We start from the raw sequence: 16252 nt of genomic DNA on the forward strand, positions 1-16252 counted from the left end.
TGCGCCTTTGTTATTTCCAGAGCGGTATTAATTATGGCTATGCTGAGCTACACCCCCCCTACTGAACCGTGGATTGATACTGTGTTCGAAGATGAGCATATACTAGCGGTTAATAAGCCTTCCGGTTTGTTGTCCGTTCCCGGCAAGGCAGCAGAACACTACGACAGCATGTGGAGCCGGCTGGTCGCACAATACCCGGACATTCAGGTCGTTCATCGGCTGGATATGTCTACCTCAGGATTAATGCTGTTGGCAAAACACAAGGAAGCAGAGCGATCGTTGAAAAAGCAGTTTCAGTATCGCCTGACTCATAAAGTCTATTACGCCAGAGTATGGGGTAAGCCTGAGCAGACTGAAGGGCTGATCGACTTACCACTGATTTGTGATTGGCCCAATCGTCCCCGACAGAAGGTGTGTTATGAACATGGCAAACCGTCACAAACTTTCTATCAGGTCGTTAAGTCCGAACAGCAAACCAGCATTGTTCGTTTATTTCCTATTACCGGGCGCTCTCATCAGCTTAGAGTACATTTGCTGGCTCTTGGTCACCCGATTGTTGGCGATGAATTTTATGCGCATGAAGAAGCGATGAACTACTCACAGCGGCTGGAATTGCATGCCTCAGAGCTGTGCTTTTACCATCCTCAAAGTAAACAGTTGCAAGCGATCTTTGTACCCTGTGATTTTTACGCACAGACTGAAGAATTAGTGATCCAACACTTTGACCCAGCGCCAGAATTGCCGGACTATAAGACGTTGCCCCGGCCATAAACGCAATTAACTACCTTTATCATTGGCCGTGAAACCACCAAGGAGAACTCATGGCCGCCCTGAAAAAAATCGTATTTCTCGATCGCGATACCATTCCTGTAAATATCAATATTCCCCAGCCGAGTTTTGCTCACCAGTGGCTAGAATATCCGTCAACGCTTGCCAGCGAGGTAGCAGAGCGGATAGCCGATGCCGACATCGTCATTACCAACAAGGTGTATTTAGGGGAGACTGAGCTATCTAAGGCAGACAAAGTCAAGCATATCGCCGTTGCTGCAACTGGGGTAAATAATGTCGATCTCGATTATTGTCAGAGTCGTCAAATTGCCGTGAGTAACATTCGTGGTTATGCCACCCAGTCGGTCCCCGAGCATGTGATTGGGCTGTTGTTTACTCTGATGCGCAACATTCCCGCTTACCACAATGACATTCAAGCGGGGGAGTGGCAGCGACAAAACAAGTTCTGTTTTTTTACTCATCCGATACAGGACATTGCGGGGTCCACTCTGGGTATTATTGGCAGTGGTGCTCTGGGGCAGGCGACGGCGACTCTGGCCAGAGCGATTGGCATGAAGGTACAGTTTTCGGAGCGTAAAGGTGCGGCAGGTTGCCGTCAGGGCTATGTGTCATTTGATCACTGCCTCGCAAGCAGCGATGCGATTGCTCTGTTGTGTCCGCTCACTGAAGAAACCCGAAACCTGATTGATCGTGAAGCACTGTCGAAAATGAAACCCAATGCCATCTTGATCAACACTGGTCGTGGCGGTTTGGTGAATGAGGCCGATTTGGTGGATGCTCTGAAGCGCAACATCATCGCCGGTGCGGGGGTCGACGTGTTTACTCAGGAGCCTGCACCATCAGACAACCCTCTGATTGCCAACATGGATTTACCCAATCTGATTTTGACGCCCCATGTTGCGTGGGGAAGTCACTCATCCATCCAAACCTTGTGTGACATATTAGTGAGCAATATTGAAGCGGCAGAACGAGGAGCGCTGCAGAATCGGGTGAGATAAAAATGTCCCGCACTGTTGGCGGGACATTAACGTTAACGGGTTTGCGGTTTGACCACCAGAACATTGATTGGAGAGTTCTGGACCACTTTGCTGGCGACTGAGCCCAGCACGACCTTGTCAATTTTGGAGCGCTTATGACTCGGCATCACGATAAGATCGGCGCCAAGGCGTTCAGCGTAATCTAAAATCGTGGAGTAAGGTTTACCTTCAGCTACGTGTACTTTGTACACAACGTCATCTGGTATATGTTGATCGGCAAACGTCTCCAACTGAGCCCTGACGTCATTCTTCATTCGTGCAGCCGCGTCCTTTGGAAAATAGGTGGCGACCATCGACATATGAATGCCAGGGAGTACATTGAGAAGATGGACTTCTGCATTGGAATGTATGGCATGCCAGACCGCTATTTCAACCGCTTTATCAGAAAAGCCTTTGTCATTTAAATCGACAGGAACCAGGATTTGTTTGTACATGTTGTTTCTCTTCTTAGTCCGCACCCTACTAGCATAGGGCAAAGCGAACGCTTAGCTAGTTTATCCGTTCCATTATTGGGTCGTTCAAGGCTCTGGTGATGTTACTCCAGAGCCTCTTTAACTTTAAGCGCTCAGGTTTTCACGTCGAGCGCGGCGCTTTTGATTCAACGCAAGCGCGAGAAGCAGAAGCAGTGCAGGGACAAACACCCATTCTTTCATTGGTCTGTCTGCATCCTGTACGATAGACTGGATTTCCCAATCAAAGTCTAGTCCCGACGCCTCTGCTGGGCTACCAAACTCAACCATATCGATGATCATTTTACCGTCGTTCTCGGTGAGCATCAGACCCATAGAAGCAATTCGGTCATCGGCGGTGACTGCGTTGTCATCGAAAGGCAAGCGAACGGTTTTTTCCACATACTTCCCTTCCAGAGTTTCACCCGCTACACGCAACTGAATTGATTGTCCAACATTTAGCTTTTCAGTAACTTGAGCTATCTCAACCCCAGGTGAAAGAACTTTTGCCGGGTACACCATATCCCACCAGAAACCTGGTCGGAAGAAAGTGAAGGTCAGAACCAGTAGTAATACGGTTTCCCACCATTTGTTTTTGGTGAACCACCAACCTTGTGTCGCTGCAGAGAAAATCAGCATTGCAATCACTGCAGAGATCACCGTCATCGCGAGGTGCCACCAGCTGTCAATTCCCATCATCAGCAACTGAGTGTTGAAGATGAACATGAACGGCAGAATGGCTGTTCGAATATCGTAGGTAAAGCCCTGAATACCAGTACGGATTGGATCTGATTTAGCTATGGCTGCCGCTGCAAACGCCGCCAGACCAACCGGTGGGGTGTCATCCGCCAGGATCCCGAAGTAGAACACGAACAGGTGAACAGCGATTAATGGGATGATCAGACCGTGCGCGGCACCCAGTGTCACGATAACCGGCGCCATTAGCGTCGATACGACGATATAGTTTGCCGTGGTGGGAAGACCCATCCCCAGAACCAGAGAGATGACCGCGGTAAATAGTAGCATCAAGATGATGCTACCGCCGGAGATAAACTCGACGAAGTCGGTCATGACCAGACCGATACCTGTCAGGGTGACCACGCCCACGACTGTACCCGCTGCAGCTGTCGCTACACCGATACCAATCATGTTACGAGCACCGGATACCAGACTTTCAGCCAGATCGATAAAGCCAGCTTTCAGTTCAGTAGTCACGTCACTGGTTTTGGCCATCATAGCGATCAGCGGTCGCTGGGTGATCAGAATGAAGATCATAAAGACCGTTGCCCAGAATGCTGACAGACCTGGAGAGAAGCGCTCTACCGTCAGACACCAAACCAGTACGACGATAGGGAGCAGGAAGTGCAGACCCGACTTAATCGTTGGGCCTGGATCCGGTACTTCATTCAACTCGCCATCAATCTCCATGCCACCTTCTTTGGCGTAGGACGCTGATACCTTTAGCAAGCCAAGATAAGAGAGGATGAGAGCCACGCCAACAATGGGAGTTGCGGCATCACCAAAGACATCTTTGGTCCAGCCGATGCCGTAGTAAACCACAGCACTGATCACACACAGCCCCAAAATCGTCCCGGTAAACGACAGTAAGCTTTGTATCAGAGTTGGAGTGTGACGACGCGGCAGGCCAGTCATACCGGCCTTACAGGCTTCGAGGTGAACAATATAAATCAGGGCAATGTAGGAAATCAGGGCCGGGAGTAGGGCGGCTTTGATCACTTCTACATAGGAAATACCCACATATTCCACCATTAGGAAAGCGGCTGCACCCATGATAGGAGGTGTCAACTGACCGTTGGTAGAGGCGGCAACCTCTACCGCACCTGCTTTGGTACCCGGGAAGCCAACTCGCTTCATCAATGGGATCGTAAAGGTACCGGTCGTGACCACGTTCGCAATGGAAGAACCAGACACCAGGCCCGACAGCCCCGATGCGACAACGGCTGCTTTTGCCGGGCCACCACGCATGTGCCCTAGTAGAGAGAATGCGACCTTAATAAAGTATGCGCCTGCACCTGCTCGCTCCAACATGGCGCCGAACAATACAAACAAAAATACGAAAGAGGTGGATACGCCTAGAGCAACACCGAACACCCCTTCTGTTGTCAGCCATAGGTGTGACATGGCCTTATTCAGGCTTGCGCCCTTGTGGGCAATCACGTCTGGCATATAAGGACCACCAAAGGTGTACAACAGGAATACCGCTGCAACGACCATCAACGGAGGTCCAAGGGCTCGGCGAGTGGCTTCCAGTAGCAGCACCATACCGGTTACTGCAAATACAATATCCATTGTAGTTGGTGCACCAGAGCGTCCTGCAAGCTGAGTATAAAACAGATAGATATAAGCGGCAGAAAAACTACCAGCGAGCGCCAATATCCAGTCGATAGCAGGAATGTGGTCTCGAGGTGAGTTCTTCATTGCCGGATAGGCAGTAAAGGCCAGAAAAATAGCAAACGTCAGGTGTATTGAACGTGCTTCGGTGTCGTTTAATACGCCAAAATTGAAAACAAATGGTAGTGGCGATGCGTACCAAAGTTGAAATAGTGACCAACATAGTGGAACCAGCCAGAGAATTTTCGCTGGGATGCCCTTTGGGCTTCTTGCTCCAGTGTCAGCCTGTGCGACCATGTCTTGCACATCTTGCGACGGTTGTGTTGTCTGCGTCATGTACTTTATCCTTTATTATTTATGGTCCTGTGTCTGTCAAACAAGGTTAACGAACCATATTTCGCATTTAACATTGTAGTCAATGGATGCAAACGTGTGGTTTTAGTTGTGTTTTCTCAGGGCTCTGAAAATGACGGGCTAAAAGAAAGAGCCCAAACAGCAACACCAGATGGTAGACAGTCTGGTGTTGGTTTTCTTTGAGTGCTACGCATAGTAGAAAAGTGATAGGGGAAGCGGAGCCTCCCCTACAAAGCAGCCTTACTTAAGAAGACCTGCTTCTTTGTAGTACTTCTCAGCACCTGGGTGAAGAGGAATAGACAGGCCAGCTTTCACCATGTCTTCTTTCTTCAGGTTCGCAAATGCCGGGTGCAGGCGCTTAAATGTGTCGAAGTTTTCGAACACAGCTTTTGCAACGTTGTAAGCAACGTCATCAGACACGTCAGATGTTGTTACCATTGTCGCCGCTACACCAAAACTGTTTACGTCCTGGTCAGTGCCGCGGTACATGCCAGCAGGCACTGTGCTGTATGCGTAGTATGGGTTTGTAGAAACGATGCTGTCGATCTTCTCACCCGTAGCGGAAATCAGTTTCGCGTCACAAGATGTAGTTGCTTCTTTGATCGATCCATTTGGATGACCGACAACATAAACGAAGGCATCAATTTTGTTGTCACACAGTGCTTGTGAACGCTCAGAACCTTTCAGCTCAGAAGCCAGTTTAAAGTCTGCGTTTGTCCAGCCCATTGCATCCATGACGACGCCCATTGTTGCGCGGTCACCTGAACCCGGGTTACCGATGTTTACGCGCTTACCTTTCAGGTCTGTAACGTTTTCAATACCGGCATCTGTGCGAGCAATGATGTTGAATGGTTCTGTATGCAGAGAGAATACTGCACGAAGCTTTTTGTAAGGGCCTTGCTCTTCAAATTTGCTCGTGCCGTTGTAGCCGTGATATTGCCAGTCAGATTGAACGATACCGAAATCTAACTCACCAGCACGGATAGTGTTGACATTGTAGATAGAACCACCAGTGGACTCTACTGAACAACGAATGTTGTGTTCCTTACGGCCTTTATTCACAAGCTTACAGATGGCACCGCCTGTTGGATAATAAACACCTGTGACGGAACCTGTACCAATTGTGATGAACTCTTGAGCATTAACAGCGCCTGCGCCCATAACAGCAGCGGCAATAGCACCGATTTTAACAAGTTTCTTAAATGCCATGAATTTCCCTTCCTTATTCATTATTAGCCCTGAATAACTATAGTTGTCATCAGAGGTTTCCTATGTGGAAACGGCATCTTTTCCAATCCATATGTTGAAAAAGTGGCGCAATCATACCAAATAAATTGGAAGAAAATTACTGGATTGTTAATAAATATAGGGGAATTGTCTGTGCTAGAGGATTGGATTTATCTGTTTATTTTGCAATATAACCTAATAAAAACAGATAATTAGTTTTAAATCTGGACCAATCTCTCGATTTTTCAAGATGTGATGTAAATCACGGAACAATTCTGTTCCGTGATACTTTATTCTGAATGTAAATGTTTAAAACTTAGCCGGCATACTCAAACAGGTCGCATACCGATTCAAACAACTGCTCGGTGGTTACGTTTAAGGTTGGTGTGATGAAAATCGTATCATCTCCTGCCACCACACCCAGTATGCCCTCGGCTTTACCGAGTGAATCAAGTAAACGTGCAATAAGCTGTGCCGCACCCGGACCGGTATGAATAACCACGATCGCGTTGTTGTAGTCGATATCAAGTACCAGCTCTCTCAATGAGCTCGATACCGTCGGTACGCCCAGTTCTGCCGGAAGGCAGTACACCATTTCCATTTTGGCATTCCGCGTTCTCACTGCGCCAAACTTGGTCAGCATCCGTGACACTTTGGATTGGTTGATGTTCTCAAATCCCTCGAGTTTTAATGCATCAACAATCTCGCCCTGTGAGCCAAAACGTTCTTCTTTTAACAACGCTTTAAACGCGCGAACCAGATTGTCTTGTTTGTCATTATTGCGCATAAACGCCTCATATATTCGTTCTACTAGCAGTGATCGGGCTATTGTGGCACAGAACCGTAACCTTGACCAAATAATCCATGGTTTATGCTGACCATATCACTTTAATCAATGCCTGCTTTGTCGGTGATAACCTCATAATTAGCAAGGGGAAAAATGGGTTCTCAAGACAAGTTTGTCATGATAGCTTAGTAGCACGTATTTAGTGAGTTGCGCGAGCTCGCAAAGCTGAGGTTAATTGATTGTAATCGATTAGTGATTACTATAGCTTTTTAGTTAATCGATGAAAAATTACCCTACAAGACTATTAATAAGAGATACAAATCTCAAGGAGAACTACCATGAAAGTAGCTGTTATTGGTGCCGCTGGTGGCATCGGTCAAGCCCTAGCTCTACTACTTAAAAACCGTCTTCCAGCCGGTTCTGATTTAGCCCTGTACGATATCGCACCTGTTACACCGGGTGTAGCAGCCGATCTTAGCCACATTCCAACTCCGGTTTCTATTAAAGGTTACGCGGGTGAAGACCCAACTCCAGCACTTGAGGGTGCGGATGTGGTTCTTATCTCGGCAGGTGTTGCCCGTAAACCAGGTATGGATCGCTCAGACCTGTTCAACGTGAATGCTGGCATTGTTAAATCTTTGGCTGAAAAGATTGCGGTAGTTTGTCCGACAGCTTGTGTGGGTATCATCACTAACCCTGTTAACACCACAGTGCCAATTGCTGCTGAAGTACTTAAAAAAGCTGGTGTATACGACAAGCGCAGATTGTTTGGCGTGACCACACTGGACGTGATTCGCTCAGAAACGTTTGTGGCGGATTTGAAAGCGAAAGATCCAGGTGATATTCGAGTGCCAGTGATCGGTGGCCATTCTGGTGTGACGATCCTTCCGCTACTTTCTCAAGTAGAAGGTGTGGAGTTTACAGCAGAAGAAGTAGAAGCATTGACGAAACGTATTCAGAATGCGGGTACCGAAGTAGTTGAAGCGAAAGCTGGTGGCGGTTCTGCAACATTGTCAATGGGTCAGGCAGCATGCCGCTTTGGTCTTGCATTAGTAAAAGGCCTTCAGGGCGAAGAGAATGTTATTGAATGTGCATACGTTGAGGGCGACGGTGAGCATGCTCCATTCTTCGCACAGCCAGTGAAGCTGGGTAAAGACGGTGCAGAAGCAATCCTGAGCTACGGTGAGTTGAGTGACTACGAAAAAGCAGCACTAGATGGCATGCTAGAGACGCTGAACAAGGACATCGAAATTGGTGTGGAATTCGCGAAGTAATTCCTCTTAACTGAGTCATGTTGATAAAGCCGAATCTTTTAAAGATCGGCTTTTTTGATCTATACCGATAATAAGCGCGTATACAAAGTGTGCGTGAGGAGGGGGTATGGACATCAAACATGTCGTTAAAGGAATGTGGGTAGAATCGCAGCACGGTGCAGGGAAAGTGCTGGTTGTGGACGAAGTGTCGCAATCGGTGCTGGTGGAGCCGTTAGGCAGCGATGAACAATGGGCTCTATCCGTTGATGAGGTGGAAGAAGAGCTTCAGCTTCACAATGGCTGCGATCAGTACTATTAGCCCGAGGTTAATTAAAGAGGTAGCGACCAGTGACGCTACCTTTTTTTATGCGCTGCGCTTAACCGCCATGTAGGCCAGAGAGATCAGAGCTTGCTTATACTCGCTCTCAGGAAGCACTGAGAGTGCTTCAATGGCTTTGTCTGCTTCTTTATAGGCCATCTCTTCAGTATATGTCAGAGAGCCGACGCGTTGCATTGTGGCCATAATACTGTCCAGTTTATCTAACCCATTTCCTTGCTCAATAGCTTCACGAATCATAGTACTCTCGTGTTGCTCTCCGTGCTGCATGGCGTGGATAAGTGGTAACGTCGGTTTACCTTCTGCAAGATCATCGCCGACATTCTTACCCATGTCTTCACCAGTAGAGGTGTAGTCCATAACATCATCGATAAGCTGGAATGCAGTGCCAAGATATTTGCCGTAGTTTTGCAGAGCAACTTCTACTTCCGGTTCAGCGTCGTTAAGAATGGCACCAACTTGCGTCGCTGCCTCAAACAGGCGTGCTGTTTTAGAGTAGATAACCTGCATATAGCTTTCTTCGCTAGTGTCAGGATCGTTGCAATTCATCAGCTGCTGAACTTCACCTTCAGCTATTACATTCACCGCATCACTCATTAACTCCAAAATGCGCAGCGAGCCAAGCGCTGTCATCATCTGGAAAGAGCGTGTATAGATATAGTCGCCTACCAGCACGCTCGCCGCATTACCAAATGCTGCGTTTGCGGTGGCTTTACCGCGTCGCATGTCAGACTCGTCGACCACATCATCATGCAACAAAGTTGCAGTGTGGATAAATTCTATAAAGGCAGCAGCTGTCGTATGAGCATTACCCTGATAACCCAGCGCTTTGGCTGACAGGATAGCAAGAAGCGGTCTTAGGCGCTTTCCTCCGCTGCTCACAATGTAAAAACCAAGCTGATTGATTAGGCTAACTTCAGAGTTTAATTGTGCTTGTATTGTTTCGTTCACTTTTGCCATATCATCGGCAGTCAGTGCTTGGATAGCTTTAAAATCCATTACGTACCCGGTTGAGCTTAGAGCCTGTAAGGCTTAATCGTTGGTTATAATCTGTGAATAATACACTAAAAAACGTTGATTAATACATGGTGAAAGGGCATTATTGCGGCACTTTCGATTGGCGATTAGTGTTTCGCCAATTTTTTCAAAATATGGCTTGTCATAGGGCAATCATTCGCGTAGAATCTGCGCCCTATTGATGATTAGTTTAGCGCACACCCTATTTGTTGAAATAACAATCAAAAGGCTGTGCGGAAAAAGCGGAGTAAAATATGTACGCTGTTTTCCAATCTGGTGGTAAACAACACCGTGTAAGCGAAGGTCAAACTCTTCGTTTAGAGAAATTAGACGTTGAAACTGGTGCAACTGTTGAATTTGATAAAGTTCTTCTTGTTGCTAACGGTGAAGACATTCAAGTTGGCGCTCCTCTAGTAGAGGGCGGCAAGGTTGTTGCTGAAGTAGTACAACACGGTCGTGGCGATAAAGTTAAAATCGTTAAGTTCCGTCGTCGTAAGCACTCTCGTAAGCAACAAGGTCACCGTCAGTGGTTCACGGAAGTGAAAATCACTGGCATCAACGCTTAATTCGATTAGGAGAGTTTAACAATGGCACACAAAAAAGCTGGTGGTTCTACTCGTAACGGCCGCGATTCAGAAAGCAAACGTCTAGGTGTTAAGCGTTTCGGTGGTGAGTCTGTTCTTGCAGGTAACATCATCGTACGCCAACGTGGTACTAAGTTCCACGCTGGTACTAACGTCGGTATCGGTAAAGACCATACTCTTTTCGCTCTTACTGAAGGTAAAGTGAAATTTGAAGTTAAAGGTCCTAAGAACCGTAAATTCGTTAGCATCGAAGCTGAGTAATTAAGCGTTTCGCTAAATTACACAATGCTTTCAAGCTGAATTCAAAAGCCCTGCCGAATCGGCGGGGTTTTTTATTTGTATTTAAATGAAGGCAGTCGATAGAGACGAATCTCTGGGTTAAGTCTTTGCAAAGCAAGGTCTAGCTTGGTGGGGAGTCGTCTCTGTCATCTGCTAAAATGTAGTGATAATCGAATGAAGCCATAAGGCGCGTCGTGATGACGTCCTATCCTTATGGTGGGTGAGCGAAGAAGTAGTCGGAGTAAGAGATGAAGTTCGTTGATGAAGCGGTAGTAAAAGTCCAGGCGGGCGACGGCGGTAACGGTGTTGTTAGCTTTTGGCGTGAGAAATTTGTAGCGAAAGGTGGCCCTGATGGCGGCGACGGCGGTGACGGCGGCGATATCTATATCGAGGCAGATGAAAACCTAAATACACTAATCGACTACCGCTTCCAGCGTTTCTATGAAGCGGAACGTGGTGAAAATGGCCGTGGTGGTAACTGTACGGGTAAGCGCGGTAAAGACAAAGTGCTTAAGGTCCCGGTGGGAACGCGTGCCGTGGATATCCATACCAACGAAATCGTGGCAGAAGTGGCTGAGCATGGCAAAAAAGTCATGGTTGCGAAAGGCGGTTGGCACGGTCTTGGTAACACGCGCTTTAAATCATCGGTTAACCGCGCACCTCGTCAAAAGACGCTAGGTACAAAAGGTGAGATGCGTGAGCTGCGCCTTGAGCTGCTTCTGCTTGCCGACGTGGGTATGCTTGGTTTACCAAACGCAGGTAAATCAACCTTCATTCGCGCTGTATCAGCAGCGAAGCCGAAGGTAGCCGATTACCCATTTACGACCCTGATCCCAAGTCTTGGTGTTGTGAGTGTGGTTCCTGAGAAGAGCTTTGTAGTCGCGGATATTCCAGGTCTAATCGAAGGTGCTGCCGACGGTGCTGGCCTTGGGATTCGCTTCTTGAAGCACCTAGAGCGCTGTCGCGTGCTGCTTCACATGATCGATATTATGCCTATCGACCAGTCCAACCCAATCGAAAACGCATTGACCATCATCGATGAGCTTGAGCAGTACAGTGAAAAACTGGCTGATAAGCCGCGTTGGTTGGTATTCAACAAAGTTGATCTGATGCCAGAAGAAGAAGCGAATGAAGTGATCCAGGAGATCATCGATGCGCTGGGTTGGGAAGGTGAATACTTCAAGATCTCTGCTGTGAACAAGCAAGGTACCAAAGAGCTTTGCTATAAGTTAGCAGACTTTATGGAAAGCTTGCCACGTGCAGAAGAAGAGATCACTGAAGAAGAAAAAGTTGATTTCATGTGGGACGATTACCATAAAGACGCGATGTCAGGTAAAGATGTGATCACCGAAGATGACGACTGGGATGACTGGGACGACGAAGAAGATGATGGACATGTCATCTATGTTCGTGACTAATTCAGGTTCGGTCGGTTTTTGATTGAGAAAGCTGCAAAGTTACTTTGCAGCTTTTTTTGTGTCTGGACCATTTGTAGTTTTCGTTTGCTCAGGCAAACTAAACAGAAAGGCATGAGCAGATCAGACAAGCAAGGACGGCTCTAAATGGATTTAAACCGGCGAATATCAGATGTAGACGGACTGATATTTAACCATTATCGAGTGTTTCATGGCATCAGAATTGCCGCTGCGTTTGTCATCACTCTGGCTTTGACTTCTTATCTCAATCTGCCGGAAAGTACCTGGATACTCATCACTCTGGTGGTAGTGATCGGTCCCATTTCGTATCTGGGCAATGTGTTACCGCGAGCCTGGCATCGAATCATGGGCACCCTGTTAGGCGCTTTATCAGGTGTGGTCGCCATCTGGCTGGGGCAATGGTCGTTGTTCGCAATGTATCTGTGGTGTGGCGTGGTGATGTTTCTTAGTGCATATTTTGCATTAGGGAAACGCCCGTATGCCGGGTTGCTTATAGGCATCACGCTGGCGGTGACCATAGGGGCTGGCAATCATGATATTGAAATCGCACTTTGGCGAGGTCTGGATGTCTCCTTGGGCTGTGCACTGGCCGTATTATTCTGCGTTATCTATCCACAAAGAGCCTTTATTCATTGGCGGATGCGTTTAGGACGCATACTCACAAGGTTTGCTACTATCTATCACATTTCCAGCTCACCTAATATTCTGGAGAAACCCAAACTCGATGATCAGCAGCAGGCGCTGCTAAAAGAGATGATCACTCTCAGAACCCTGATTTCACCATCGGTCAAAGAGTCAAAATTGAGCATACACTTGTTGGAGGCTATTCAGGTACAATTGCGTAATACCCTGTATTCCATAGAACTTCTTCACACCTCATACTGGAGTGACCGACACAGTCATCTCAACATGCTGTGGTCCCCATCGCTAACGGAGTGCCAGAAAGCGATTGAGCAGGAGTTTGATAACTTATCGCAACTCATGCTTACAGGAACCATGAGCGGCGATATATCGCAATTGCCTGTCGAACAGAGCATGCAGAAGCTAAAGACCTGCATGCCCACGATATCGGGAGAGGAAACCAGCATCAATGGCTATATCTGGCTGAACCTGAAGTTGATGGAAGACCTGATCAGTCTCAGAAAGCTGTTGATCTATTCGCTAAACCTGTCTCACGAATAGTTTTTACAATTTTGTTGTTTTTTGTCAATCGCGGTTCAATTATTGGTTCATCCCGATAGGAAAAGCCAATAAAATGAGCATTCTCTTATCAAGTGATGAAAAAGAACTGGAATGGATTCTAAACAAAGAGCCGTGTCCCGGCTAATTGCTCAAGCGGGTCAGATGTTGCTGGCTCATGGAGCGGAAAGTACCTTAGTAGGGGATATTACCCGACGTATCGGTATTGCTGCGTCAATGGATGAAGTCGAAGTATCCCTGTCAGCCAGTTCGTTGGTTGTCACTACCGTCTACAAAGAACACTGTATTACCACTGCCAGACGAAGTCCGGATCGCGGCCTGAATATGCGTGTGGTGACTCAGGTTCAGCGCATCTGCATTATGATGGAGAAGGGGATTCTCGACCATCAGCTGGCCCAGCAAAAACTCAATCAGATAAGTCCTGAGCGCTACAACCGCTGGCTTGTTGTAGTTATGATTGGGTTATCGTGTGCCGCATTCAGTCGGCTTGCTGGCGGTGACTGGTCGGTGTTTGCGATGACATTTCTGGCTTCGGCTTGTGGCATGATTGTGCGTCAGGAAATTGGCCACCGCCACTTTAATCCTTTACTCAACTTCGCTGTTACCGCTTTTGTGACCACTCTCATTTCAGCACAGGCAGTCATTTACAATATTGGTGCCCAGCCACAACTGGTGATGGCATCGTCGGTATTGATGTTGGTGCCGGGGTTTCCATTGATCAACTCTGTTGCAGATATGATTAAAGGCTACATCAACATGGGGATCGCCCGCTTTGTGATGGCAAGCTTGCTGACACTGGCAACCTGTCTTGGCATCATTGGTGCGATGAGCTTGACCAATGTATTAGGGTGGGTGCAATAATGGCGAGTTTTGAACTGTTTCTGGCACTGCTGAATGATATGTTCTTTGCTGCGATCCCTGCGGTAGGCTTCGCATTGGTATTCAATGTGCCGCAAAATGCGCTGGCGTACTGCGCCATTGGTGGTGCTTTGGGTCATGGCTCCCGTTTTCTGATGATGCATTACGGGATCCCGATTGAATGGGCGACCTTTTTTGCTGCGACCCTAGTTGGCATGATAGGGGTACACTGGTCACATAAATTCCTTGCCCACCCGAAAGTGTTTACCGTTGCAGCGCTGATCCCTATGGTGCCAGGTGTGTTTGCATTTAAGGCGATGATCGCCATGGTGGAAATTAATCACCTTGGATTTACGCCAGAGCTACTGGCGACGTTGATGGAGAACTTCCTGAAAGCGATGTTCATTATTGCTGGTCTGGCTATTGGTCTTGCCATGCCAGGGCTGTTATTCTACCGCCGTCGCCCGATAGTTTAATTAGGAAGAAACGAAGTAATGATCATCAGTATGATAGCCGCGATGGCGCAAGATCGTATTATTGGTAAAGACAATCAGATGCCATGGCACCTGCCGGCCGACTTTGTCTGGTTCAAACAATGTACCATGGGCAAACCCGTGATTATGGGACGAAAGACCTATGACTCCATTGGCCGCGCTTTACCTGGTCGACGAAACATTGTGGTAAGTCGCAATGCAGATTTAGAGATAGAAGGCGTCGATACGGTTACCTCTCTTGAGCAGGCATTGGCGTTGGTCAGTGAGGTTGAAGAAGCGATGATCATTGGCGGAGGCAGCTTCTACACCTACTGCCTGCCGATGGCGAACAAGTTGTATCTGACTTACATCGATGCTCAGGTGGAGGGGGACACTCAGTTCCCTGACTGGGGAGAAGGCTGGAGCCAAACTCATAGTGAGCATTACAAAGCCGATGAGAAAAACGCCTATGACATGGAATTTGTCATTCTGGAACGTTAGATACAGAATGAGAACCTAGAACCTAGAACCTAGAACCTAGGTTCTAGGGCTTTACTGGTTCAATGCAGGCTGAGAATAGAGTTGCTTGTCTTCCCAACGAATCAGCGTCAGACTGCCCCCCCAAACACAACCTGTATCCAAGCCAATGACGGCTTGGCTGATATGACCACCTAGTGCCGCCCAATGACCGAACAGTACTGTTTTACTCAAAGGGATCCTTGAGGGGAGGGCAAACCAGGGAATGAACTCATTTTGATTGACGTCTTCCGGAGGTAATTTGCATCCCATATCCAGACGGCCGTCAGGGTGACAAAAGCGCATTCTGGTAAAGGCATTGATAATATATCTCCAGCGTTCTATGCCCTGGAGATCGGATTGCCAGTAGTCTGGGTGGTTGCTATACATATTTTTAATCAACTCACGCCAGTTGTCCCCCTTCAACTGCGACTCGACTTCATGGGCGCAGTCGCGTGCCTGATTCAGGTTCCACTGAGGTGCAATCCCTGCGTGACACACAACAAACTCGTCGTGTTCCAGTAACAAAGGCTGTGAGCGTAACCAATCCAGCAGCTCGTCCTTATCATCGGCGTCAAGAATAGGCAGGGTTTTGTCTTTGGTTTTGGCTTTGTGGACGCCAAGAGAAACGGCGAGAAGATGTAAATCGTGATTGCCCAGACACACTTTGGCCGCATTCCCTAAAGAACGAACAAAGCGCAGGGTTTCCAATGAGTTAGGTCCTCTCGCGACAAGATCTCCCGCAAACCAGAGGGTATCATTTTTATCATCAAATTGAATCTGTGATAACAGCACTTTCAATTCATCCAAACAGCCTTGGATGTCACCAACAATATAATTTGCCACAAAAGTCCTTAGTTCAAAATGTTAGGCACCGCTAAACGAAACGGTTCGATTTCGGTGATAAACTCTTTGCCGCTGGCATCGAGCATAATGTAGTGCCCCTGCATCACACCGACGGGGGTTTCGATCGCGGTCCCACTTGTGTAGGTGTATTCGTCGCTTTTATCGATGACAGGTTGCTGACCTATGACACCGTCGCCTTCCACACTGATTTGTTTACCATTAGCGTCTGTGATCAGCCAGCGGCGGCTCATCAACTGCACCTGTTGTTGGCTGAGATTCTTGATGGTAATGATGTAGGCGAAGACGTAGCGCTTATTCTCAGGATCTGACTGTTCTTCTACGTACTTGGTGTGTACCTGGCACTTTACGCATGGTGAAGCGGTATCCATATGTTTCTCCTATGCCGTTGCTCTAGTCAGATATGACAAAAAAAACGCTCAATAGCAAGCTAGTGAGCG

The 16252-nt window shown here is 47.6% G+C and carries 18 protein-coding genes; 11 read left to right on the plus strand and 7 right to left on the minus strand.

From position 1 onward, the window contains the following. Positions 1–33 precede the first annotated feature (33 nt). Positions 34–771 carry a bifunctional tRNA pseudouridine(32) synthase/23S rRNA pseudouridine(746) synthase RluA gene (gene rluA / locus C4S60_RS03900; RefSeq protein WP_103879035.1) on the plus strand — a complete coding sequence of 246 codons (738 nt, stop codon included), beginning with the start codon at positions 34–36 and terminating at the stop codon, positions 769–771. A gap of 50 nt (positions 772–821) precedes the next feature. Continuing rightward, a complete protein-coding gene (locus C4S60_RS03905; RefSeq protein ID WP_103879036.1) occupies positions 822–1787 on the plus strand; it encodes a D-2-hydroxyacid dehydrogenase in 966 nt (321 codons plus the stop codon). A 32-nt stretch (positions 1788–1819) separates the two neighbouring features. On the opposite strand, the gene C4S60_RS03910 is transcribed toward C4S60_RS03905, so the two are convergent. The 4 genes from C4S60_RS03910 to argR form a co-directional block, all read right to left on the minus strand. Continuing rightward, positions 1820–2260 (minus strand): universal stress protein, encoded by a 441-nt coding sequence (locus C4S60_RS03910; RefSeq protein WP_103879037.1) that lies wholly within the window; start codon positions 2258–2260, stop codon positions 1820–1822. Positions 2261–2383: 123 nt separating this feature from the next. Beyond that, positions 2384–4963, minus strand: coding sequence for a TRAP transporter permease (locus C4S60_RS03915; protein WP_103879038.1), 2580 nt, complete (start codon positions 4961–4963; stop codon positions 2384–2386). 258 nt (positions 4964–5221) lie between these two features. Next, positions 5222–6190, minus strand: coding sequence for a TAXI family TRAP transporter solute-binding subunit (locus tag C4S60_RS03920; RefSeq protein WP_103879039.1), 969 nt, complete (start codon positions 6188–6190; stop codon positions 5222–5224). Positions 6191–6524: 334 nt separating this feature from the next. Further along, entirely contained in the window at positions 6525–6995 is a 471-nt protein-coding gene (argR, locus tag C4S60_RS03925; RefSeq protein WP_103879040.1) for a transcriptional regulator ArgR, read from the minus strand. A 338-nt stretch (positions 6996–7333) separates the two neighbouring features. Here argR and mdh point away from each other — a divergent pair, with 338 nt between their 5' ends. Next, a complete protein-coding gene (gene mdh, locus C4S60_RS03930) occupies positions 7334–8269 on the plus strand; it encodes a malate dehydrogenase (protein WP_038229161.1) in 936 nt (311 codons plus the stop codon). A 106-nt stretch (positions 8270–8375) separates the two neighbouring features. Next, positions 8376–8567, plus strand: a complete 192-nt coding sequence (locus tag C4S60_RS03935; RefSeq protein WP_103879041.1) for a hypothetical protein — start codon at positions 8376–8378, stop codon at positions 8565–8567. Between the two features lie 45 nt (positions 8568–8612). On the opposite strand, the gene ispB is transcribed toward C4S60_RS03935, so the two are convergent. Next, positions 8613–9584 carry an octaprenyl diphosphate synthase gene (ispB, locus tag C4S60_RS03940; RefSeq protein ID WP_103879042.1) on the minus strand — a complete coding sequence of 324 codons (972 nt, stop codon included), beginning with the start codon at positions 9582–9584 and terminating at the stop codon, positions 8613–8615. Between the two features lie 272 nt (positions 9585–9856). Here ispB and rplU point away from each other — a divergent pair, with 272 nt between their 5' ends. From rplU to folA, 7 genes are all read left to right on the plus strand, one after another. Further along, positions 9857–10168 carry a 50S ribosomal protein L21 gene (rplU, locus tag C4S60_RS03950; RefSeq protein WP_006074830.1) on the plus strand — a complete coding sequence of 104 codons (312 nt, stop codon included), beginning with the start codon at positions 9857–9859 and terminating at the stop codon, positions 10166–10168. A gap of 21 nt (positions 10169–10189) precedes the next feature. Further along, positions 10190–10447 carry a 50S ribosomal protein L27 gene (rpmA, locus tag C4S60_RS03955; RefSeq protein WP_004409945.1) on the plus strand — a complete coding sequence of 86 codons (258 nt, stop codon included), beginning with the start codon at positions 10190–10192 and terminating at the stop codon, positions 10445–10447. A gap of 266 nt (positions 10448–10713) precedes the next feature. Beyond that, positions 10714–11883, plus strand: a complete 1170-nt coding sequence (gene cgtA / locus C4S60_RS03960; protein ID WP_103879043.1) for an Obg family GTPase CgtA — start codon at positions 10714–10716, stop codon at positions 11881–11883. Between the two features lie 144 nt (positions 11884–12027). Then, positions 12028–13083: an FUSC family protein gene (locus C4S60_RS03965; protein WP_103879044.1), complete on the plus strand. Its 1056-nt coding sequence runs from the start codon at positions 12028–12030 to the stop codon at positions 13081–13083. Positions 13084–13194: 111 nt separating this feature from the next. Continuing rightward, on the plus strand, positions 13195–13962 hold the full coding sequence (locus tag C4S60_RS03970; RefSeq protein WP_103879045.1) for a threonine/serine exporter family protein: 768 nt from the start codon (positions 13195–13197) through the stop codon (positions 13960–13962). Then, on the plus strand, positions 13962–14435 hold the full coding sequence (locus tag C4S60_RS03975; RefSeq protein WP_167390954.1) for a threonine/serine exporter family protein: 474 nt from the start codon (positions 13962–13964) through the stop codon (positions 14433–14435). Before C4S60_RS03970 ends, C4S60_RS03975 begins: the two co-directional genes overlap by 1 nt. A gap of 18 nt (positions 14436–14453) precedes the next feature. After that, positions 14454–14933 carry a type 3 dihydrofolate reductase gene (gene folA, locus C4S60_RS03980; RefSeq protein ID WP_103879047.1) on the plus strand — a complete coding sequence of 160 codons (480 nt, stop codon included), beginning with the start codon at positions 14454–14456 and terminating at the stop codon, positions 14931–14933. A gap of 51 nt (positions 14934–14984) precedes the next feature. On the opposite strand, the gene C4S60_RS03985 is transcribed toward folA, so the two are convergent. Together C4S60_RS03985 and apaG are read right to left on the minus strand one after the other, a co-directional pair. Beyond that, the gene (locus C4S60_RS03985) at positions 14985–15794 is read right to left on the minus strand and encodes a symmetrical bis(5'-nucleosyl)-tetraphosphatase (RefSeq protein WP_103879048.1); all 810 of its coding nucleotides are present in this window, start codon (positions 15792–15794) and stop codon (positions 14985–14987) included. Positions 15795–15802: 8 nt separating this feature from the next. Further along, entirely contained in the window at positions 15803–16183 is a 381-nt protein-coding gene (apaG, locus tag C4S60_RS03990; RefSeq protein ID WP_103879049.1) for a Co2+/Mg2+ efflux protein ApaG, read from the minus strand. Between the last annotated feature and the right edge of the window lie 69 nt (positions 16184–16252).

The sequence above is a fragment of the Vibrio hangzhouensis genome, assembly GCF_900107935.1.
Taxonomy (GTDB): domain Bacteria; phylum Pseudomonadota; class Gammaproteobacteria; order Enterobacterales; family Vibrionaceae; genus Vibrio; species Vibrio hangzhouensis.